The sequence below is a fragment of the Natronorubrum aibiense genome (genome assembly GCF_009392895.1).
Lineage (GTDB): Archaea > Halobacteriota > Halobacteria > Halobacteriales > Natrialbaceae > Natronorubrum > Natronorubrum aibiense.
Window position 1 is genome coordinate 275,136 of the sequence record NZ_CP045489.1, and the last position, 21,920, is coordinate 297,055.

Below are 21,920 nucleotides of genomic sequence, written 5' to 3' on the forward strand. Positions count from 1 at the left end.
GCTACCGACCCACGGAGGCAACTTGCGGGTTCGTGCGCACTTCTTTGGGACTTTCGTGAGGGTGTGGTTTCCCCGACCAATCGTGGTCGTCCCACTCGAATCGCACAGGCCGTGCCATCGGCCTAACTTCGCAATCGCTGTTTTCTCGAAGGAACGTCTCTGATGCCGTGAGATCGGCGTGCCCCTCGAAACCGCACGGGCACGTCAGCGTATCCCCGTGGCGAACTGTCTCCTCGTGGTTGCCACACTCGGGGCACGTCTGACTCGTCCATGCTTCTGACTCGGTTTCGAGGGAGATACCGTACTCCTCACAGACACACGCGAGACGGTGGATGAACTTCTTGAACGCCCAGAAGTTGTGCGTCTTCTCGTTCACCCTGACCGACCAGTGCGTTTCTAGGACGTCGGTCAAATCACCCACGTACACTGTCACCACGCCTTCGTCGTACAACCGTTCAACGAGGTCGCGCACCAGCGCGTTCTGTGCGTGATCACGGCGTTTCGTCCGCTGTCGGTACAGCCGTCGAATCCGCTTGGAACTGTAGCGTCCCTCTCGGAGTTGCGACTGTAGACGGGCGATTTCGTCAGTCGTCTCGCGGAACCGTCCGAACAACTCTCGACCGTCGTAGAGGTACTGGGAACCAGTGGTCGTGGAACACGCGACGAGATTGTTTGCGCCAACGTCGAGGGCGGCTTCTTCGGAAGCCAGTGGTGAATCCAGTCGAGAATCAGGTACGGTGACTGGTTGGAAAGCCCTGAACGTGTCGCTAACCTCATCGTACTCAAGTTCCAGACGACCCTGTTTGCCGTCCCACTTCGGGTTGCCTCGGACTTCGAGGCGGAGTCGTTCGTGGTAGCCGAGTCCGTATTCGTCTTTCAGTTCTTGCCCGACGGGTATTTCGAGACGGCTACGCTTGCCCCACTGAATCGTGTACTGGTTGCATCGGATGTAGGTGCGGAGTTCGCGTCCGTCTTCCTCATTACCCCAGTACGACGGTGGATTAGCGTACTCGCCTTTCTCCTTGAGCGCGAAGAACGACCGCCACGCTTCGCTGTTCTTGCGCGTGACCTGTTGGACGGTGGCGCTTCCGACGACGCCGTTGTAGCGCCCTCGGTATTCGGAGGTGTCCCACACGTCGCCGTCACCGAAGTAGTTCTGACGGCGCTCGTAGGTCAGTTCGTTCCACAGGGAAGCGGAGGCGTCGAGTAGCCGTAGGAGACACTCTTTGTCGTTCTCGGTCTGTGGAACCACCTCGAAGGTGTTGACGCGCTTCATTCGTCGTCACCTTCCTGTTCAGCGATGTACTGTTCGACAGCGCCCTTCGAGGCACTTCCCGCTGTACCGACGTAGTAGGTACGAGTCCACTTCACGCGGTCGTCGTACCGCTGGTTATACTTCCGCGCCGAGATGCCCTTGACCCAGTTGACGATGAGGGACGGGGCGTTCTTTGGTGGACTTCCGATGAACAGGTGTACGTGGTCGGGCATAACCTCGGTCTCGGCCAGTTCGAGGTCTTTGTCCTCACAGACTTCCGCGAAGATGGTTTCGAGACGTTCCTTCATCTTCCCCGTCAGGTGCGAACGCCGAGACTTCGGCACGAACACTATGTGGTAGTAGAGTTCGTATTTCGCGTGACGGGTACTCTTTACCATCTATGTATACTATCACAGTCGGACGGCTTAAAAATCGTGTTGGAACCCCGTCTGTGCCGTCGTTGGCGGTTGAATACTGTTGGTCGGCTTCATCCCCGCCCTGAAGGACGAGGCTTTCGCCTCGAATTTTCCGTAAGTGGAGTCAGTTGGTGTTGTTAGTCAGCCACCGCTGGATTGCAAGTCCGACGATCGGGACGACTATCGTGATTACGAGCACAAGCGTCGCAAGCACGTTCACCTTCGGCGTGATCGTCGTTCGCACCATCGAGTAGATGACGACCGGAACCGTGGTCGTTTCCCGCTGTACCCAGAACTGCGAGGCGGTGAACTCGCCGAACGAGATAACAAACGAAAGAACCATCGCCGTGACAATTGCCGGCGCGACCTGTGGAAGCGTGATCTCCCGAAACGTCACCAATCGATCCGCACCAAGGGTCATCGCCGCATCCTCAAGCGTTTCATCGAAGAGGTAGAGACGACTGCGGACGATCAGGAACGCGTAAGGTAACGCGAGTAACGTGTGCATGACGATCAGCCACCAGATATTCCGATCCAGACCGATCTCTGCGAAGAAGCTCGTTGCCGCGATGCCAACGATCACTGGCGGGACGATCATCGGGGTTAGGAGTGCGATCGAGAGCGCCTTCTTCATGGGGAACGGCTTTCGGACGAATCCCATGGCGGTGAGTGTGCCGATCGCGCCCGCCAGTATCGCAGCGGCGATTCCGACCTGTGTACTCACCCAGACCGCGCTGAGAAACATGTCGTCCCTGAAGAACTCGACGTACCAGTCTAGTGTCAGTCCCCTCGGCGGAAAGGTCGCGATCCGTTGCGCACTAAAGGAGTTGACAACGACGACGATTAGCGGGAGGATCATGGTCAGGTAGACCAGCGCAGAGATGAGTCTAATCCCGTGCCAGTTCCAGTTCGTTTCGACATCGGATACATACTTGCGAATGCTCATAGCTGGGTCCCCTCGAGTGCTTCCTCGATGTCTGCTTTTCGACTGAACAGGTAGAGTATACCGACAATCATCGCCACGTAGACAAGCGACAGCGTCGCCGCGAACGGCCAGTTGAAGTCCTGGCTGAACACGGTCTCGATGACAGGTGCGATCAGTCGGTCATTGGTCCCGCCGAGTAACTGAGGTGCAAGATACGATCCCGCCGAGAGGATGAAGGTGAACAGGATTCCAGAGACGACACCAGGCCAGGAGAGTGGAAGCGTTACCTCCCGGAATGCCCGGGCGTCGCTTGCACCCAGGGTCTTCGCCGCCTGGATAATCTCCTCGTCGATCGTGCTGACGATCGAGTACACCGGCAGTACCATAAATGGCATGATGCTTACCGCCAGTCCGAGAATCATCCCGTGGGTCGTATAGAGGATCTCGACCGGTTGACCGACGACGCCGAGCCACAACAGGAAGTCGTTGAAGATTCCCTGTCGACCTAGGATCGGGATCCACGCATAGGTGCGGATCACGAGCGGGACCCAGAACTGGACAACGACGAGCCCCAACAGGATCGGCGTCCAGCGGCTCTTGGACCGTCCCAGGAAGTACCCGAGCGTGTAGCCGAACGGTAACACGATCAGCGTCGTCACGACGCCGATCAGCAGTGACCGAGCGATCACGCGATGATAGACGGACCCGTTGACGAACCGCCGGTAGTTCTCGAGTGTCGGTTCGTAGATGATGGTCCCGAACTCGCCTGCCCGGAATAAACTGAACGCGACGATGACAGTCATCGGCAGGAACAAGAACAGCAGTACCCATAGTAGCCCAGATCCCGGCGAGAGCAGGTAGCCGAACCGCTCACTCTCCATCAGTCGCTGCCGGATCGAATCGATTCGATTGGGTGCCTCTGCCGTCGTTGATGCGGTTTCGTTACTCATTGGTTCTCCTCAGACAAACTTCTCATGATCGGGATGAGGGGTTCGCGAGAGTACCTCGCGGCCGCGGTCGGTTACGAGTACCATATCTTCGAAGCGAACGCCGGCGACGTCTCGCCGGAACAGGCCCGGTTCGATCATAACGATCATGTTCTCCTCGAGCGTGACGTCCGCAGTCGGGCCCACATACGGCGGTTCGTGGGCGACGACACCGATGCCGTGGCCGATGTCGCCGTTGGTCAACCACTCCTCGTAGCCGAACTCGACAAAGACGTCGCGCGCGGCGTCGTACACCTCGCGACCGGTCGCGCCGGGTTCGATGGCGTCAATCGCCGCCTCGTGGGCCGCGAACGTCGCCTGATACATCGATCGCTGTTTGTCGGACGGCGTACCGGGGAACGCCATTCGGGCCAGTTCGCTGTAGTAGCCTTTCCACATCGGCCCTTCGTCAAGTTGGACGAACTCTCCCCGCCGGATGCGCTTTCTGGAGGGATACTCTTGGCAGCGCGACCAGCGGACGCCGGAGCTGACGATCGCCGGGAGGGCGTAAGCACCGGCTGCGCCGGCCGAGATCATGGCATCCATGATCGTTCCGGAGACCTCGCACTCGCGGACGCCAACCTCAACCGCCTCGATTCCGGCCTCGATCGCGAGTTCGGCGATCGAGAGCCCTTCGTCGATGAGCGCGATCTCCGCGTCCGTCTTGACAGCCCGTGCTTCGAAGAGCAGGTCACCCGCGTCACGCAGCCGGCACCCTGGGAGCGACACCTCGAGTTTCCGGGCGAACCGGTACTCCATGTGCGGATCGAGGGCGACAACGCCGTCCGCGACGTCGCGCTCCTCGAGCACCGTCGCGAACGTCTCCGCAGCCTCACCTTTCGTCGTCGAGAACGGGACGACATCCGCGAGCCAGTGGCGGTCATCAAGGTCCGCGGCCAGTCGAGGGGCGACGACGATCGTCGGATCTCCCATCCGGGTCACGACTACACCGTGTTCAGCCGATAGGGAAAAACTGTCGTAGGGGCCGTAGCCGGTGAGATATCGGAGGTTGTCGGACCGGTTCACGATCAGGGCGTCGACATCCGATTCAGCCATCCGTTCCTGTACCAGTTCAAGATTCTCCCGTGCGACTGGTTCAAGGACTCGGTGCAGTTCTTGGCGCTCGTAGTCATGGTGTCCCGTCTCGCCATGCTGGATCCGTGCGCCGGTCATCGCCCCTCCGCGGGAATCTCGGGTCGTTCCGACCCATCGGCCGATACCTGCGACGCCGTGTAGATGACGTCCGAAGGATCGATGCTCACCCAGACCTCGTTGTCGGGCTCGAGCATGCTCGCGTTCGCGTGGTGGTTCACCTGCATCGTCGTCCCGAACGCGGGGACGGACACGAAGTAGACGGCACCCTGTCCCTGGTAATCCACGCTCTCGATGGTTCCCCGGAAGGTGTTCTCGACTGCGGGTCGATCCGTACTGAGGGACGCGAGTTCGGTCCGGACGAAGACGGCGACGTCGTCGCCGTCGTCGAACCCGTCACGAGCCTCGACGATCATACTCGAGTCGCCGAACTGAACGTTGGGCGTCGACCTGAGTTGGAGGGTCCCGTCGATCCTGCTCGAGGTTCCGAGGAAGTCCGCGACAAACGGCGATGCTGGTCGCTCGTACGCCGTCTTCGGGTCGTCGTACTGCTCCAGACTACCGTCGTTCAATACCGCGATCCGGTCGCCCATCGAGAGCGCCTCCGTCTGGTTGTGGGTGACGTAGATCGTCGTGATGCCGGTTTCGCGCTGAATGCGTTTGAGTTCGGTTCGCATCGTTCCCCGAAGCTTCTTGTCGAGGTTGGACAGCGGTTCATCCATCAACACGAGGTCGGGATCGAACGCGAGCGCTCGAGCGACGGCTACCCGTTGTTGTTGTCCGCCGCTGCACTCGTGTGGATACTCGTCCTCGTAGCCCTCGAGATTGATCATCGAGAGCATTTCGGCGACTCTCTCTTCGCGTTCGCGTTCGTCGGCGCCGCGCATCTTGAGCCCGAAGGCGATATTCTCCGCGATGGTCTTGTGCGGAAAGAGAGCATAGTCCTGGAAGACGACGCCGATATCGCGTTCGTACGGCGGGAGGTTCGTAAGGTCGGTTCCCTGCAGTCGGATCGATCCGGCCGTCGGCGTCTGGAGGCCAGCGATGTTGAGGAGTGTCGTCGTCTTCCCACAACCGCTCGGGCCGACGACCGTGACGAACTCCCCTTCCTCAACGGAAAAGGAAATTCCGTCGACGGCGACGGTCTCACCAAACGCCTTTCGTAAGTTGTTTATATCGAGAAATGACATGTTATATTTGTATGTATGTTTTCAGTCAGTGGAACAACTACTACGATTGGATACTCTCCCACTCCTCTGACCACTCGTCGGAGTGCTCCTCCTGGTATCCGGGGTCCAAGAAGGTAAGCCGTTCACCGCCCGTCGGATCGTAGTCGCCGAGGTTTTCGATCACATCAGACGTCGCGTCGGTCGCCGGCGGGTAGCCGAGCGCCTCCGCAAGCGGGACTAATACATCCTCGGTGAGTAAGAAGTCGAAGAACGCCATTGCAGTGCTTCGCTTATCGTCGTCGATTCCGGATACCATTGCCCAGTTGTCAGACCAGCCGTACGCACCCTCCTCCGGAATGACGTAATCGAGGTGGTCGTGGCCGTCGTCGATAGCGGCCTTGATTCGGCCGCCCCACGCTTCGCCGACGTACGCCTCGTTTTGCGCGTACATTCGGACGTGCTCGTCGCCCGTGGACCAGTAACTGGAGACCAGATCCTTTTGCTCGCGGACCGAATCCCAGACCCGTTGGATTCCGTCCTCGTAAGAGCCGTCGGCGCCGATCTCGTTGGGATCCATTCCGAGATAAAGGGCGGTCGTGAAGACGCGCACGAAGTCGGTCCCTTGCATGGTGATGCCGCCGGCGTTCGCCTCGTCCCAGCACGCTTCCCACGAGTCAAGTTCTCCGAGTTCGTCGCGGTTGTACGCCATCCCGATGGTTCCGTACACTGTCGGAATGCCGTGGACGTCGTCTCCGGCGTCGTAAACCGGGTTCTTGAACGTATCGGCGAGACTATCATAGTTATTGAGCTCACCCGTGTCGATCGGCTCCCAGACACCCTCGCTCGCACCCATGTACAGTGTGTTCGCGGATGTAATCGTCACGTGTGCGTCGGACTGACCAGACTGAATCTGATTATATCCGTCGAACTGATCGCTTATCTGGTTGACCTCGACGTTTACGTCTCTCTCCTCTTCGAACGCTGAGAACACCTCGCTTTCATACGAGTCGATGTAGTTTCCGCCGGTAACTTGAACGACGAACGGGTCACTCGAGCCACCGCCGATACAACCCGCAAGACCGGCGAGACCTGCAGCGCTAACGCCGCCGATCGATTGTAATACCCGACGTCGGCTCTGGCTTCCCCTCGAAGAGCTACCGGCGTCACCGACCGCCCCATTGAGAGATTCTCTCATTGTACACGAGTAGCATAGAGAAAGTGGATAATAAAACTTGCTACATTGATGCCGGATATGCGGAAATCATGATCGTCAGTTTGCCAAATTAGGCAATCAAGATAAAAGAAATAGGGCATAAAGCTTAACACCATTTGGGATAATTGGTGACTGATGGCACATCGCTATTCATCGCACCGACGAGTGACGGAGGTTGAAAATGAAACCGTATGACATTGAGACAGCGGCGAGCGAACGCGTCGAAGCCGCCGTCGATGAGATACGCGACGACGTCGTCGACTTCGCGGCCGATCTCGTTCGTGTTCGAAGCGTTCTGAACGAGGAACAACCCGCCCAGGAGCGCGTTCGAGATCAGCTCGAAGCGCTCGACCTCGAGGTCGAGGAGATCCGCGTCGACGAGGTTCCGGGAATCGAAGATCACGACGAGTATGTGGAACGCGATCTCTCGTCCGAGGACCGGCCGAACCTCCTTGCGACTCGCGAGGGAGCGGGCAACGGGCCGTCGTTGCTTTTCAACGGGCACGTCGACGTCGTCCCCGAAGGCGACCGTGAGGCGTGGTCGTTCGATCCGTTCGCCGGGACGGTCGAAGACAGACGGCTCCTCGGCCGGGGAGCATCGGACATGAAAGGGGGTGTCGCCGCGATGATCTTCGCGCTCGAGGCCCTCGATCGCGCGGGAATCGAACTGCTCGGCGACCTCTCTCTCAACACAGTCATCGAAGAGGAGTACGGCGGCTCGGGTGGGACGCTCGCGAGCGTCCTCGGAGGCGTCGACGCGGACGCAGTCGTGATCCCAGAACCGACGGGATTTGACACATGGATCGCGAACGACGGCGTCTCCTACTTCCGGGTGTCCGTCGAGGGGAAGAGTGCGCACGCGGCGGAGACCGACGCCGGCGTGAACGCGATCTCAAAGCTGTTGCCGATCTATCACGCGCTCGAGGACCTCCACGGCGAACGCAAGACGACGGTCCACGACGAGCTATTCGAGGAGTGGCACGAACACACGGTCTCGCTGAACCTTGGAACGATCCAGGGCGGCGACTGGGTCTCGAGCGTCCCCGACGAAGCGCACCTCGAGGCGCGGATCTCGCACGCGCCCGAAGAGACGCGCGAAGACCTCCGCGAGACAGTCGAGCGGACGGTCGAGCGGGCCGCCGAGGGAGATCCGTGGCTCGAAGAGTACCCGCCCGAGATCGAGTGGTTCGGCTGGCGCGGGCGGTCGGCGAAGATCGATCCCGACGAGCCGATCGTTCGGACCGTTGAGGACGTCGCTTCCGAGGCGCTAGGCCGGGAGAGCCACGCCAAGGGGTTCCCCGGCGGGATCGACTCGCGGTTCTTCGTCAACGAGAACGGGACGCCAGCCGTCTGTTTCGGGCCGGGCGCGTACAATATCCACGGCACCGACGAGTACCTCCCAGTCGCGGAACTTGAGGAACTCACGCTCGCGCTCGCGTTGACTGCCATGTCGTGGTGTGGCTACAGGGTGACGCCGGATGAGTCGTGACGGCGACTCGGTACCCCGTCGTTACGACGAACTCACGTGGTCCGATATCGACGACGCCGCGGCGAACGGTGCGATGGTCGTCGTTCCCGTCGGCGCGACCGAAGACCACGGTCCTCACCTCCCTCTGGACGTCGACCGTCGAATCGTCGAAGCGATCTGTGAACCGGCCGTCGCCGCCAGGGACGACGCGCTGTTGTTTCCGACGGTCGATCACGGCTACCTCCCCCATCACATGGACTTTCCGGGCGGAATCACGATCGACTGGCGCACGTTCGTCGACTACGTCATCGACGTCTGCGTCTCGCTCGCCCACCACGGGTTCGAGCGGATCCTGCTCGTCAACGGACACGGTTCGAACCACCACCTCCTTGAGCTGGCCAGCCGACAGGTGCTGCTCCAGTATCCCGACGTCCACTGCGCGATGCTCTCGTGGTGGGAGATCGACGAGGTCCGCGAGACCGCGAGCGCGGTTCGCGAGGCCGGCCCGCAGGGGTCGGCCCACGCCGGCGAGATGGAGACGTCGATCTACATGCATCTGTTCCCGGAGCGCGTCGACATGGACGCCGCCGTCCGCGACGTCGAGTATCCCGACAGTCGTCACTTCAACAACCTCGATCTCGCGGGCCAGACCCGTCCGGAGGACTCGACGCCCGTGACGATGCTGGGGTGGTGGTCGACAGTCTCAGAAACCGGCGTCATGGGCGACGCGACCGTTGCCACCCCCGAAACCGGCGAGCTACTCCTCGAGGCCGCGATCGAGGGGCTCGGCTCCGTCCTCGAGGAGTTCGCCAAACATCCGATCCGATCGATCGACGATCACCACGCGCGATCCGTAAATGACCGCGAATACGACCCTTTCAGACCGCGATGACACACACCATAGACGCTATCAACCAGCAGGACGGCATCGGTGACGAAATGGACGACCGCGAGAAGGTCATGGACCTCGCCACCGCGATCGAGAGATACGTAACCGACGGCTCGAGCATCGCCTTCGGCGGGATGGGCGGCCGCGATCCAGAGGCGGCCGCCCGCGAAATCGTCCGCCAGGGGACGACGGGACTGACCGTTCTCGACGACGCTCGAACGACCCTGCTCGATATCATGGTCGGTGCGGGCTGCGTCGACGAATACGTCGGCTCCTGGGTCGGGACGAGTCTCATCTCGCAGGGACACAACATCCGAAACGCAGTCGAGAACGACGTCCCCCACCACCTCGAGATGCGCGACGTCTCGAACTTCGGCTCCTCGCTGATGTTTCTCGCTGGGGCGATGGACCTCCCGTTCGTGCCGACACGATCGATGCTCGATACGGACATACCGACGTACAACGACGACCTTGAGGTGATAGAGGACCCGCTTGGGTCAGGTGATCCGCTCGTACTCGTCCCCCCGGCGCGCCCCGACGTCGCGGTTATCCACGTCCAGCGGTGCGATCCGATGGGAAACGCACAGATACTGGGCAACGTCGTCAACGATCACCTCAAGGCCCGGGCCGCCGAACACACAATAGTCACCTGTGAGGAACTCGTCCCGACCGAAGAGATCCAGCGGCGACCGGAGTTCACCCGCATCCCGTTCTACACGGTCGACGCGGTCGTTGAGGTTCCGTTTGGCTCCCATCCGTGGCACTGTTACGGGCAGTACTACGCCGACCTTCCGTTCTACCGGGAGTACGGTCTCCGATCGCAGGACTACGACGAGTTCTGCGAGTGGCTCGACGAGTGGATCTGCCCCCACGAAGAGTACCTCGAGAAAGTGGGTACCGATCGGTTGGCAACGCTTGAGCACATGGAACGGACGATCAACGGTGCCAGCCCCGTGGAGGGTGCCGATGAGTGACCGATCTACGGCGGGTGAGACCGCCGCGCCGGCCGAGGCGTCGGTGAACCCGGTTCGCGTCGATCGGCCAGATGCGACGGCCGACGACTACACGACGACCGAACTTCTTGCCGTCGCCGCCGCGCGCGAAATCGACGACGGTGAGACCGCGTTCATCGGTGTCGGTATGTCGCTGATGTCGGGCATCCTCGCGAAACACACCCACGCACCGGACTGTCAGCTCGTGACCGAATCGGGCTACATCGGCTCGTTCCCGCCGGGTGTGGTACAATCGATCTCTGATACCATTCTAGGGGTCGACGCGCTCGTTGCGACCGATCAGTGCGAAATCTTTATTGACAACCAGCGCGGGGCCTTCGACGTTGGAATCATCGGTGCGGGACAGATCGACAGCCGCGGCAACACGAACTCAACGGCGGTGATCGGCGACGCGACGTACGACCGGCCAAAAGTGCGGCTGCCCGGCTCCGGCGGGAGCAACGACATCATGACCTCCTGTGGCCGGACCGTCGTCATGATGCGCCAACAGCGCCGCGCGTTCACGACCAAGGTCGATTACATGACCGCGCCGGGTCACCTCGAGCGCCCCGGCCGGCGCGAGGAACTCGGCTTCGTCGGCGGCGGTCCCTGCGCGGTCGTCACGGATATGGCCGTCTTCGGCTTCGACGACGACGGTGAGATGGTCCTCGAAACGACCCATCCCGGCGTCAGCGTCGACGACGTCCGCGAGGAAGTCCAGTGGGACCTCCGCGTCGCCGACGACGTCCGGACGACACCGGAGCCGACGCGGGGAGAGGTCGCGATGTTGCGGGCCATCGACCCCGCGGACGTCGTCCTGCGGGGCACCGATTACGTCTACGAAGTCAGCTTCGAGGAGTGGAGCAGTACCGTCCTCGACCACTGGGAGCAACTTCGAACGGTTCAGAACGATACCAACAACTGAGACACAGACATGACGAAACACGAGAAAATCCAACGACAGACGAGAGCCGGAACCGACCTTGGGGGAATGTTCCCCCGCGCGTTCGCCGACGAGTTCGTCACCATCGTCCACGGCGACGGGCCGTGGGTCTGGGACGCGGACGAAAACCGATACCTCGACGCTATCTCCGGAAACCAGAACGTCAACATCGGCCACGGCCGCGAGGAGGTCGCCAAGGCCGCGAAAGAACAGCTCGAGCGCCTCGAGTATACTTCGAGTATGCTGTTCGCGAACGAACCCGCAATGGAGTACACCGAGAAGATCGCGGAGTTCACGCCCGACGGGTTCGAGAAGACGTGGCTTGTCTCAAGCGGCTCCGAGGCGAATGAGAGCGCGATCAAGATGGCCCGACAGTATCACTACGAACGGGGGAACCAGGGCAAGTACAAGGTAATCTCTCGCCGTCGGAGCTATCACGGAAACACTGCCGGCGCGATGGCAGTGTCGGGATTTCCGGCCCGGAAGACGAAGATGGAGCCGCTGTTCGCGAACTTCCCAAAAGCGCCGAGCGCAACGCCGTACCGCTGTGAGCGCTGCGATGCGGACGGCGGGCACGCTTGCGGCGTCGAGTGTGCAAATGCTGTCGAGCGACTCATTCAGGACGAAGGACCGGAGACGGTCTCGGCGTTCATCACGGAGCCGGTCACCGGTGCGGCCAACGCCGGCGCCTATCCCCACGATGGCTACTTCGAGCGGATCCGCGAGATCTGTGACGAGTACGACGTGCTATTCATCGTAGACGAAGTCATGGCCGGGTTCGGGCGGACCGGAGAGAACTTCGCGATCGAGCACTGGAACGTCACGCCTGACATCATCACCGGTGCAAAGGGAATGAGCGGCGGTTACTCGCCCATCGGCGGCACGATGCCCCACCGCCGTATCGCGGAAGTCTTCGAGGGTGTCGAAGACGGTTTTCAGCACGGCCACACTTTCTGTTTCAACCCGGCTTCGGCCGCGATCGGCACGGCCGTCCTCGAGTACATGGACGACCACGACCTCGTGGACAACGCCCGCAAGGTCGGCGCGCATCTCCACGACCGGTGCGAGGAGTTCTACGAGTACGACTTCGTCGGCGACGTCCGCGGGAAGGGGCTGATGATCGGCGTGGAGTTCGTCGGCGATCGAGAGACCAAGGAACCGCTCCCGGAGACCGGTTCGGAGTTCCAGTCACTCCTGTTCGAGGCGGGACTGGATAACGGGATCGTCACCTACCCCGGCGGCGGCCACGTCGACGGACAGTACGGCGATCACGTGCTGATCACGCCGCCGCTGACGATCGACGACGAACTCGCCGACGAGGTCGCCAACCGGATGCACGCGACCTTCGCGGATGTCGGATCGGCGCTCGGACGGTAACCGCGCTTTGGCCCCGAATAGGCCGTTATCAGTTGATCCGCCGCTCCTCGTCCGCCCAGTATCGCTCACGCAGCGCCTCCCTGTCGATTTTCCCGTACGGCGTCGTAGGAAGCGTTTCGAACACGTCGACGGACTTCGGTCGCTTGTAGCTCGCCAGCCGCTCGCCGGCGAACGCGAGAAGGTCGTCGACATCGATATCCCGTCTCTCCGCCGGGACGACGATCGCGTGGACGGCCTCACCCCAGTCTTCATGTGGGACGCCGATGACGGCGACGTCGCCGACGGCCCCGTGCTCACCGAGCGCGTGCTCGACCTCGCCGGTGTAGACGTTCATGCCGCCGGTGACGACGACGTCGCTGCGTCGGTCGAGCAGGTAGAGGTAGCCGTCGTCGTCAATCCGGCCGACGTCGCCGGTCCGAACCCAGCCGTCAACGAGCGTCTCGTCGGTCGCTTCCGGTAGCTCGAAGTAACCATCGAAGGCATAGGGGGCCCGCACGAGCAGTTCGCCCACTTCGTCGGTTCCGAGGTCCTCCCCGGTGTCAGGATCGACAACTTTCACGTCCGAGAGCAGACAGGGCTGCCCGGCCGATCGCAATAGTCGTTCGTCGCCGTCCTCGAGCACGCGGGCATGATCGCGCCGGTCAAGCGTGGTGATGAGGTTCGGGACCTCGGTCTGTCCGTAAAACTGGGTGAGAATTGGCCCGAGTCGGTCGAGGGCGTCCTGCAACCGGTCGGGACAGATCGGTGCGGCCCCGTAGATCACGTTCTCGAGCGAGGAGACGTCGTGGGCCGCGAGCGGCCCGTCCAGCAGCCTGTAAAGCATCGTCGGGACGAGAAAGGTCCACGTCACACCGTGGGTTTCGACGGCTGCACAGAAATCGGTCTCGTCGAACCCGCGGCGGAGAACGACCGTCCCGCCCGCGATCAATGTCGCGAGGAGAAATGTTCCCGCGGAGTGGGAGATAGGCGTCGCGACGAGTCCGGTGTCGTCGCTCGAGAAGCCGAGATCGGCGGGGTGGGCGAGCAGGTTCGTCGCCAGACAGGACTGCGTGTAGCAGACGCCTTTTGGGTCGCCCGTCGTCCCGCCGGTGTAGAAGTGGCCGGCGATGGCGTCTGGTTCGACCGACACGGACGGGCTATCCGCGGCCGTTCCGTCCTCGAGCCGCGCCGCAGAACGCCAGCCGGTCGGCGGATCCGTCGATTCGATGGCGACGCATACCGGTCGCGTCGGTAGGTCCTCGACGAGGTCCTCGACGTCGTCGAGGCGAGACGCGTCACAGACGACGACGGCCGGTTCGGCGTCCGAGAGGATGTAATCGATCTCCGTCACGGAGAGATCGGGATTGATCGGGAGCCGCGCCGCACCCGTCTTGTACGTAGCGATATCGACGATCGGTGCCTCAAGCCGATTAGGGAGGATCATCGCCACGCGCTCTTCGGGCTCAAGTCCGAACTCGAGGAAGGCGTTAGCGAGCGCGTCCGAGCGCCGATCCAGTTCGCCGTACGTAAGCGAACCGGTTTCGTCTCGCAGCGCGATCCGCTCGGGACGCCGGGAGATTGTGGTCGTGAGAAGTGACGGGAGTGTTTGAACGCTCATTCGAGTATCTGGCTGCATAGTTGTTCTCTGTGATGAACGTTCCGACCAGACCTACTCAAACTGACGGTCGGAGCCGAATTTTCGCAACTCGTTCGAGTTTTACGAGAGGTGCCCGGAACTCGTCGAGAGCGTACTCGAGCTAGTCGCGCGAAATCGAAAGCGGCGGCTGGAAGCGCATGACGTTCTTGTAGTAGCTACCGACGACCATCACGATGTTCGACTCGTCGCGGAGGTGCTTGTTGACGGCCGCCGCCAGGTCGCTGTCTGGCCGCAGGGCGATATTTTGTGGCCTCGGCGTCCCCGGCTTGACGAGTTCAATGCCCCACATCAGCCCGAGTCAACGCGTCTGTCCAACGACGTCGAACTCCGCTTCGAGTGCCGCGAGTTTGGACACGAGCGGCGATGGAATTCGAGGTGCAGTCGATCGTGGTAGTGATAGTATTATCGTTGACACGCTTGGACTGGGGAACGTCCCTGAAGACATGGCTACTGCCGTCAAAGATGCAATCAAAATGGGCGTCACAGTTGCCGTTACGACACGGTGCCGGAACGGCATCGTCTCTGATGTCTACGGCTCTGCCGTCAGCGGGTCGCTCTGAGCTTCGTGTGTCCAATTCCAAATTACACCGTAAGAACGATCAATGCCGAGTAATTCGGTGACTGCGACGACCTCCTGTACTGACAATTCCATTGAATGCAGAGGCACCCAAACACCCTAATGGATGTCGGAGTGCGCACATTCACTCATATCTCATCACAATCCACGTCTAAGGTCTCTCTGAACAGGTTTGAGAGTTGCATGGATACTTTTCGCTACGACTTGCTCACTTCTCAAATTCCCTTAACTAGACAGTGCCACGACCACAGTGTCATCACGATCATGAATTGTTATACTTATAGAAGAAGAGATATTATATTTGTTGTCAAATAATACCACAGCTGCCAAATAGTGTCTGTATTGAATTATATTAAAAATCATTATCCATAAGCCCATTGAGAGCTAGTCAACTATCCAAAACGGGGGTCACAAAATAAATCTACAACTGAAATTACTGCACAGATACGTCACGGCAAATAAGTACTGCCTGACTCAGCAAATACTCCTGGCCATATGTTATTGCAATATAATCCGAACAAATGTCGCCGCATAGTCTATAATTTTATTATAATTTGAAAATCTTTACGCAAGGCACGTGGTGGAATGATGTTGACGATACCACGATTCATGAGTAACTGATCGACATACGTTATCATCTCTATTTCATGTTTAGATATAAATAACAGATAATCATCATAGCTCTAGAAGGGTATTTTAAAATATATAATGGCAAAACACGCAGATCACACACCATTTGAACGACGAACGAGGATACAGATCAAGCTCAGATCCATCGTTCTTCGATCATCTCCGTGTCAGACAAAAGGAACTCTCCGCCGATGCCGTCTTCGATTCCGCTCCGATACACGTGTTCCGCAATGGCGATATCGATCGACCCGAGCCCTATCAGGGTGAAGACAGCGCGGTCGTCCTCCCGTATCCGTCCGTCGTATCCACCGTCAATCATTTTTCCAATTGTCGCATCTACATTGGACTATGTCAGTTCGTTCCGGTCGAGCTGGTTTTATCATAGATAACCAAACTTTCCTGTTTCAACTCCTTCGATTTACTGACTTCCGCGATATTGTATAGCGATTCAACACAGCCCCTATGCTCGAATCGTCTGGCCGGGTAGTGCGCCAGTCACTTCATTATCGCAAACGACGAACTCTCCGTTGACGAGAACATGGGGAATTCCCTTCGGATACCGTCGTGGGTTTTCGTAGTCGGCAGTAGTGGAGACGAGTCGCGGATCAAATACCACGAGATCGGCATCCATACCAGGTCGGATGAGTCCTTTATTCGAGAGACCCATGATTCGGGCGGGCAGTGACGTCATTTTCCGAACAACTTCTTCAAGGGAGAGAAGGCTTTCTTCACGAACGTACTTTTCCAGGATCTTCGGGAACGTACCGTAAACGCGCGGGTGGGGCTTTCCACTTCCGAATAAACCGTCAGTACCGACAGAAACGAGTTCATCTCGAACAATATGCTGAACCGATTCCTCACGTAGTTGGTGGAGTGTGATCGTTACTTGCAGGTCTTCTTCGATGAGGAGGTCACAAACTACGAAAACGGGATTGGAATCTCTTTCATTGGCTATTGATGCGATCGACCGACCAAGACAGTGTTCGTTGGTTTCGGATTCGAGACTCGCGATTGCGATATTTTCCCAGCCGGTATACGGGCCCGGATTGTGCCAATTGTCGAGTCTCCAGTTTTCAATATCGGCCTTGATCTGCTGACGCGTTTCGCTGTCTCGAAGTAACTCGACCGTTTCTGTCGAATCGCCGGTTTTCACCCACGGTGGGAGAAGTGCTTGGAGCATGGTGCTCCCCGCAGTATAGGGATACTGATCGGCGGTGTAATCGATTCCCCGGTCACGTGCATATCGCATGAGGTCAGTCGCCCGTTCGGCAGTTTCGTACAGTGGTGGGCCAGTAACTTTGAAATGCGAATGATGAAGCGGAATACCAAGCTCCGCTCCAATATCCATGAACTCGTCGAATGCCTCCCATATCTCGAACCGTTCATTCCGAATATGTGCGACGTATGGACGTCGATAAGGAACAAGTCGCTCTCCTAATGCCCGGATTTCCTCAGTCGTCGCGTTAAACTGCGGAGAGTACACCAACCCCGTCGAGAGACCAACTGCACCATCCTCGAGTGATTCACGAAGGAACCATTCTGTAAGATCGGCCGTAGCCGTCAAGTAGAGCCGTATATGGAGGGTTTTGTTTGCCTCTGGTTCAACCGCGGTGTACAGCCAATACCAATAGTCGTTGATTTGAACCACCGTTTTGTCGAGCGCAATGTGATTCGGATCAATGTCAGCTGCCGGCTGTAGATCGCATTTGTGAACCCAATCGTGGATCGATTTTCGACTGTGTTCGACACCAAACTTCTCCAATTTTCGAACAGTATTTGAAAGAGAGAATCCAGCAAAATGGAGTCGAATACCGCGTTCCATTAGCTGCGGCGGTGTCCGCTCTCGCTCCACAAAACTCAAATCGATCCAGTCGCTACATCCACTGAGGCGGTCGATTTGGGCATAGAGCACCACAAAATCGTACTCCTCACTTTTTACGCTTAACGAAACAGCGTCTCGTAACTCGAGAACGACGCCTCCGGCAAAAAACTCGACCGAAGCACACGTTGCCAACAGTGATTCAACGTACGCGCCGGTAACTGGAACGGCCAAATGGCCGAAGGCTGTCGGTTATCGGCAGCAATTCAGTCGAGCACTCGCTGCAGATCGGTGGCAACGTCGCCGATGAGTTCGCGGCCTCGAGTCAAGTCCATCGGTTCGACGAGCATCTGGACGATCCCGTGGATCGCGTCGTCGTAGTGGTGATGTGTGACGTCCACGCCGGCGTCTTCGAGGCGGGCTGCGTAGGCGGCACCCTCGTCACAGAGGGGATCGAACCCACAGGTAGCGACGGTCGCAGACGGAAGCCCCTCGAGGCTCTCGGCTTTCAGCGGCGACGCATACGGACTCATCGCGTCGATGTCGTCTCTGAGGTAGTGTTCCCAGAACCATTCCATGTCGGCTTTTGTGAGGAGGTATCCCTCTGCGTTCTCTTGGTAAGACGTGGTGTCGAACTCGTGGTCCGTGACGGGGTAGATGAGTACCTGATGGTCAAATGTCGGCCCATCGCGTTCGCGGGCTAGTAGTGTGACGGCTGCGGCGAGATTCCCACCCGCGCTATCGCCCCCGATCGCGACGTTGTCCGTATCGATCTGCATCGGTTCCGCAGTATCGAACACCCACTCGGCGGCGGTGTAACAGTCTTCCACCGGCGTCGGGAACTCATACTCGGGTGCGAGTCGGTAGTCGACCGAAACGACCATGCAGTCAGCTTTGTTGGTGATTGCCCGACAGGTCGCATCGTATAGGTCGATATCGCCAACGACCCAGCCGCCACCGTGGAGATACAGGAACGTTGGGTAGGGGCCCTCTCCCTCCGGAACGTATACGCGGATTGGGATTCCCTCGTCACCGATCTTCAGATCCATCGTGTCTCCGACGGGCTCTGGCTCCTCCCGTGTCGGGAACATGGCGCTGATCATTTCCCTCGCTCCCTCCGGTGAAAGCGAGTTAAACGTCGGTGCCGGGGCTGCTCCCATCTGCTCGAGGAGCCCCGAAATTTCCTGATGTGGTTCGTCCGCAGCCGTCACTTCTACCGGTGTCTTCGAGGACATCATTGTCGAATGTCAACGCCACCCACAATAAACGTGTTGATCTGTCATGCTAAATACCAATCATCGCTGTCTCCTCGGTCAACGGATACCACCACTGGACCGTAGAAGGACCGTTGATGCTGACTGGTTCGATCCGCGGTTACTGGCTCACTGCCAGAGGCATGCGTTCATCGGGCTGTTCGAGTTTCAGGACAAGATATATATAGACCTATGATGATGTCAATGTATGGCGATATCATGCCATATTTGTAGCAGTACCGTTCTCGAAAACGGCGGTTCGATTGCGGAAACCACCGACGGCTTCGAATGTGCAGATTGCGGTGAAGTGACCTGTGCCGGGTGTAAATCGCTCGGTGTCGCGATGAGTTCCGATCACTGTCAACGCTGTCGTGGCTAGGTGTGCGTTGGTATACAGTAGTGCGAGATGTCACACCAGTGTCAATCGGGGACCGATACCAGCAGTCAGGCCGGGAATGAACTGTTCAAGTCGGCTGTCATCTCAGACGAGGATCTCCCGTTCTTCGATCCAGCTCGGTATGGGTACTGCTGTAGTCGGTGCGTTTCTCGAGCCACTATGCTATGCGTTGAATAAGTGACCGTCCACTGTACACACTGACTTGGATCCAGCAATAATGCCACTCGGAGTGACACCAAAAAACGGGCCGCAGGAGGAATTCGCCGACTAATCGCCTTCCATTACGCTCAGCCGAGGTTGCTCTCCCTGTCGTCCGAGGTCCTGGGCGGACTCGGTCAGTTCGAAACCTTCGTAGTCCTTTTCCGCGGCCTCGAGGATCGTATCGTGATAGACGTCAACGCCACCGACGTACGGTGTGAAGACGCGGGGTTTCCCGGGAACGTTGTCACCCATGTACCATGAATCGGCTTCGGTGTACAGCGTCGACTCGCCGACCTGTCGGTTGTGTTCGGTCCAGGCGTCTTCTGCGTTCTTCGTCGGTTCGATGAGCCGCACGTCCCGGTCAACGAGTGACTTGATCGTCTCGGAGACCCACTCGACGTGGTGTTCGATCGAGACCGGCATGTTGCTCAGCACCGACGGACTCTGCGGGCCGGTAATTGTGAACATGTTGGGGAAGCCGTGGACAGACAGGCCGAGATAGGTCTTCGGGCCGTCGCTCCACTTCTCCTCCAGCGTCAATCCGTCTCGGCCGCGGATATCCATCTGCAGCAGCGTTCCAGTCATCGCGTCGAACCCGGTCGCGTAGATGATCGTATCGAACTCGTAGTCGGCGTCGGTCGTCCGAACCCCCTCCGGCGTGATCCGTTCGATCGGTGTTTCGAGGACGTCAATCAGGTCTACATTGTCGCGGTTGAACGTCTCGTAGTAGTTCGTATGAAGCGGCGGGCGCTTGGTCGCGTAGTAGTGATCCGTCGGCACGAGCTTCTCGGCGAGCTCCGGATCGTCGACCGTCTCGCGGATCCTGTCGCGAATGAACTCGGAGACGTACTCGTTGGTCTCTGGATTGGTGATAAGATCGCCGAACGTGAGCATGTACCGGAAGCCGCCTTCCTCCCAGCGGGGTTGCAATAGTTCTTCGACCTCTTCCCTGGAGAGTCCTTCTGCAGTTTCGTGTGCTGCCTCGAAGGGGTGCCCGAAGCCGGAGTTGTGGGCTTTCTCGAGGATTTCGTCGTAGTTTCGTTTGATCTCTTCCCGATCCTCGTCATCGAGTGGCCGGTTCCGTGCCGGAACGGCGTAGTTCGGCGTCCGCTGGAAGACGGTTAGCTCGCCTGCTTCCGGTGCGACTTCCGGAATGACCTGGATGCCGGTTGCCCCTGTCCCAATTATTGCGACCCGCTTGCCACTGAAGTCGACTGGCTCGTGGGGCCACTTTCCGGTGTGGTACCAGTCGCCTTCGAATGAATCGACGCCGTCGAAATCGGGGATGAACGGTTTGGAGAGACAGCCGACCGCCGACACGAAGTACTGGGCGGTCTCCTGTGAGCCGTCGTCGGTTGTGATCTCCCACCGGCCACCAGCTTCGTCGAAGACCGCCGACGTCACCTCTCGTTTGAAGTCGATGTCCCGTCGCAAGTCGAGGTGATCCGCGACGAATCTGAGGTACTCGAGCACCTCGGGTTGTTCGGGATATCGTTCGCTCCAGTCCCATTCCTCCAGGATTTCGTCGTTAAAGGAATAACAGTAGACGTGACTTTCGCTGTCGCAACGAGCGCCGGGATACCGGTTCCAGTACCAGGTGCCGCCGACGTCGTCCGCTTTCTCGATTACTTTGACCGAGAGATCGAACTCGTCTCGCAGGCGGTGGAGCAGGTACAGACCGGAGAAGCCAGCGCCGACGACGATCGCATCGTAGTCCGTTTCTGCAGTCTCTGCCGTTACTGCCGATTCATGTGTGTTGTTCTCACTCATGGCATCGTCCAACAGTGTCTGTCAACGCACTGGGCAATAAAGTTACTGGTGAACTCGATCCCGAACGGCACACGAAAAGCCGCTTCGACTGACCCGACTATCACGTTGTATACAGATCGTCGAAGTCGTACTTCACCAGTCGGTGCTCGACTTCTTGTACGGTTCGATCGAGTAGATCCGTCAGCTCCGTCCGCGCCTGCTGGTCATCCAGTCGGTGGCGAATCGTACTGATCATCAGCGAGCCGTGAATTTCGCTACCCGTCTTTACGGGAGCCGCTACCGCCCAGATATTTTCGTGTGTCTGTCCATCGTCGACGAGGAGTCGCTGATTCGTGATCGCCTCGAGTTCTCGCTCGAGTTCGTCTCGACGCTGCGTATCGAGATCGTCCGTCTTGAGGATATCTTGTCTAAATTCGTCCGGCATATGGGCCAGGATGACCTTCCCTTGCGGGGATCTCGTTAGGTGAAACGATTCGCCGAGAAATCGCGTTGGCGTCTCCACGGCGAAATGGCTATTCGCCTCGTGAATCATCACGGCGCTGTGTTTCTCTCTGACGAAGACGGAGAGGTACTCGTTGATCACCTTCGCCAGTAGATCTATCGGTTCGATCGCCGCGTGCATGACCGGGTACGAGTTTCGAATCATCCGACCGTACTTGAGGAAAGTTAAACTGAGTTGATATTTTCCATCGTTCTCGACAATGTAACCTTTGTTTTCCAACGTTTTAAGATAGTTATAAATAGAGCTAACAGATAGGTCGATATCCTCGGAAAGTTCTGTACAGGTTGGCTGGTTTCTCTCCGCTATCGCTTCCAGAATAGCAAAAATGTTTTGCGCCGTTTTGATGTTCTTTGTCTGTGTTGTCATGACATGCCATACAATATTATGCCTTATATAAGTTAGTGACACAT

The 21,920-nt window shown here is 58.7% G+C and carries 19 protein-coding genes and 3 pseudogenes; 6 read left to right on the forward strand and 16 right to left on the reverse strand.

Annotated elements, in window-relative coordinates; translation table 11 throughout:
* Position 1 precedes the first annotated feature (1 nt).
* From GCU68_RS17870 to GCU68_RS17900, 7 genes are all read right to left on the reverse strand, one after another.
* Positions 2 to 1,276 (reverse strand): RNA-guided endonuclease InsQ/TnpB family protein, encoded by a 1,275-nt coding sequence (locus GCU68_RS17870; RefSeq protein ID WP_152943945.1) that lies wholly within the window; start codon positions 1,274 to 1,276, stop codon positions 2 to 4.
* Positions 1,273 to 1,653 carry an IS200/IS605 family transposase gene (gene tnpA, locus GCU68_RS17875; RefSeq protein WP_152943946.1) on the reverse strand — a complete coding sequence of 127 codons (381 nt, stop codon included), beginning with the start codon at positions 1,651 to 1,653 and terminating at the stop codon, positions 1,273 to 1,275. Before tnpA ends, GCU68_RS17870 begins: the two co-directional genes overlap by 4 nt.
* A gap of 142 nt (positions 1,654 to 1,795) precedes the next feature.
* Complete coding sequence (locus GCU68_RS17880) at positions 1,796 to 2,617, reverse strand: ABC transporter permease (RefSeq protein ID WP_152943947.1); 822 nt, start codon at positions 2,615 to 2,617, stop codon at positions 1,796 to 1,798.
* Positions 2,614 to 3,546 (reverse strand): ABC transporter permease, encoded by a 933-nt coding sequence (locus GCU68_RS17885; protein WP_152943948.1) that lies wholly within the window; start codon positions 3,544 to 3,546, stop codon positions 2,614 to 2,616. The genes GCU68_RS17880 and GCU68_RS17885 overlap by 4 nt, the downstream gene beginning before the upstream one ends.
* A 9-nt stretch (positions 3,547 to 3,555) precedes the next feature.
* Positions 3,556 to 4,755 carry a M24 family metallopeptidase gene (locus GCU68_RS17890; protein WP_152943949.1) on the reverse strand — a complete coding sequence of 400 codons (1,200 nt, stop codon included), beginning with the start codon at positions 4,753 to 4,755 and terminating at the stop codon, positions 3,556 to 3,558.
* Positions 4,752 to 5,864, reverse strand: coding sequence for an ABC transporter ATP-binding protein (locus GCU68_RS17895; protein ID WP_152943950.1), 1,113 nt, complete (start codon positions 5,862 to 5,864; stop codon positions 4,752 to 4,754). The genes GCU68_RS17890 and GCU68_RS17895 overlap by 4 nt, the downstream gene beginning before the upstream one ends.
* A 40-nt stretch (positions 5,865 to 5,904) precedes the next feature.
* Positions 5,905 to 7,038 carry an ABC transporter substrate-binding protein gene (locus GCU68_RS17900; RefSeq protein ID WP_152943951.1) on the reverse strand — a complete coding sequence of 378 codons (1,134 nt, stop codon included), beginning with the start codon at positions 7,036 to 7,038 and terminating at the stop codon, positions 5,905 to 5,907.
* Positions 7,039 to 7,237: 199 nt separating this feature from the next.
* Between GCU68_RS17900 and GCU68_RS17905 the strand changes: the two genes are divergently transcribed.
* Genes GCU68_RS17905 through GCU68_RS17925 form a run of 5 tightly spaced genes read left to right on the forward strand, consistent with a single transcriptional unit; the run spans position 7,238 to position 12,725 of the window.
* Positions 7,238 to 8,545: an ArgE/DapE family deacylase gene (locus GCU68_RS17905; protein ID WP_152943952.1), complete on the forward strand. Its 1,308-nt coding sequence runs from the start codon at positions 7,238 to 7,240 to the stop codon at positions 8,543 to 8,545.
* Positions 8,535 to 9,416: a creatininase family protein gene (locus tag GCU68_RS17910; protein ID WP_152943953.1), complete on the forward strand. Its 882-nt coding sequence runs from the start codon at positions 8,535 to 8,537 to the stop codon at positions 9,414 to 9,416. Before GCU68_RS17905 ends, GCU68_RS17910 begins: the two co-directional genes overlap by 11 nt.
* A complete protein-coding gene (locus GCU68_RS17915; protein WP_227015044.1) occupies positions 9,413 to 10,387 on the forward strand; it encodes a CoA transferase subunit A in 975 nt (324 codons plus the stop codon). The genes GCU68_RS17910 and GCU68_RS17915 overlap by 4 nt, the downstream gene beginning before the upstream one ends.
* Positions 10,380 to 11,330, forward strand: coding sequence for a CoA-transferase subunit beta (locus tag GCU68_RS17920; RefSeq protein ID WP_152943954.1), 951 nt, complete (start codon positions 10,380 to 10,382; stop codon positions 11,328 to 11,330). The genes GCU68_RS17915 and GCU68_RS17920 overlap by 8 nt, the downstream gene beginning before the upstream one ends.
* 9 nt (positions 11,331 to 11,339) lie before the next feature.
* Positions 11,340 to 12,725: an aminotransferase family protein gene (locus tag GCU68_RS17925; protein ID WP_152943955.1), complete on the forward strand. Its 1,386-nt coding sequence runs from the start codon at positions 11,340 to 11,342 to the stop codon at positions 12,723 to 12,725.
* A 28-nt stretch (positions 12,726 to 12,753) separates the two neighbouring features.
* Here GCU68_RS17925 and GCU68_RS17930 read toward each other — a convergent pair whose 3' ends face one another.
* The gene (locus GCU68_RS17930) at positions 12,754 to 14,322 is read right to left on the reverse strand and encodes an AMP-binding protein (protein WP_161991522.1); all 1,569 of its coding nucleotides are present in this window, start codon (positions 14,320 to 14,322) and stop codon (positions 12,754 to 12,756) included.
* Between the two features lie 139 nt (positions 14,323 to 14,461).
* A pseudogene (locus GCU68_RS21785) lies at positions 14,462 to 14,719 on the reverse strand (aspartate aminotransferase family protein); the annotation flags it as partial.
* Here GCU68_RS21785 and GCU68_RS21790 point away from each other — a divergent pair.
* Positions 14,709 to 14,921: a hypothetical protein gene (locus GCU68_RS21790; RefSeq protein WP_227015046.1), complete on the forward strand. Its 213-nt coding sequence runs from the start codon at positions 14,709 to 14,711 to the stop codon at positions 14,919 to 14,921. The pseudogene GCU68_RS21785 and the gene GCU68_RS21790 sit on opposite strands and share 11 nt — an antisense overlap.
* On the opposite strand, the pseudogene GCU68_RS17940 reads toward GCU68_RS21790, so the two are convergent.
* The 7 genes and pseudogenes from GCU68_RS17940 to GCU68_RS17965 form a co-directional block, all read right to left on the reverse strand.
* Positions 14,894 to 15,066, reverse strand: a pseudogene (locus tag GCU68_RS17940) (IS6 family transposase); the annotation flags it as partial. The gene GCU68_RS21790 and the pseudogene GCU68_RS17940 overlap by 28 nt on opposite strands.
* Before the next feature lie 638 nt (positions 15,067 to 15,704).
* Entirely contained in the window at positions 15,705 to 15,887 is a 183-nt protein-coding gene (locus tag GCU68_RS17945; protein ID WP_152943957.1) for a hypothetical protein, read from the reverse strand.
* A 141-nt stretch (positions 15,888 to 16,028) separates the two neighbouring features.
* Complete coding sequence (locus GCU68_RS21795) at positions 16,029 to 16,916, reverse strand: N-acyl-D-amino-acid deacylase family protein (RefSeq protein WP_319633703.1); 888 nt, start codon at positions 16,914 to 16,916, stop codon at positions 16,029 to 16,031.
* A 135-nt stretch (positions 16,917 to 17,051) separates the two neighbouring features.
* Positions 17,052 to 17,480 (reverse strand): annotated as a pseudogene (locus GCU68_RS21800) (IS6 family transposase); the annotation flags it as partial.
* A gap of 173 nt (positions 17,481 to 17,653) precedes the next feature.
* Positions 17,654 to 18,622, reverse strand: a complete 969-nt coding sequence (locus GCU68_RS17955; RefSeq protein ID WP_152943959.1) for an alpha/beta hydrolase — start codon at positions 18,620 to 18,622, stop codon at positions 17,654 to 17,656.
* Between the two features lie 682 nt (positions 18,623 to 19,304).
* Positions 19,305 to 21,008 carry a flavin-containing monooxygenase gene (locus tag GCU68_RS17960; protein ID WP_152943960.1) on the reverse strand — a complete coding sequence of 568 codons (1,704 nt, stop codon included), beginning with the start codon at positions 21,006 to 21,008 and terminating at the stop codon, positions 19,305 to 19,307.
* Positions 21,009 to 21,108: 100 nt separating this feature from the next.
* On the reverse strand, positions 21,109 to 21,876 hold the full coding sequence (locus GCU68_RS17965; RefSeq protein ID WP_152943961.1) for an IclR family transcriptional regulator: 768 nt from the start codon (positions 21,874 to 21,876) through the stop codon (positions 21,109 to 21,111).
* Positions 21,877 to 21,920 lie beyond the last annotated feature (44 nt).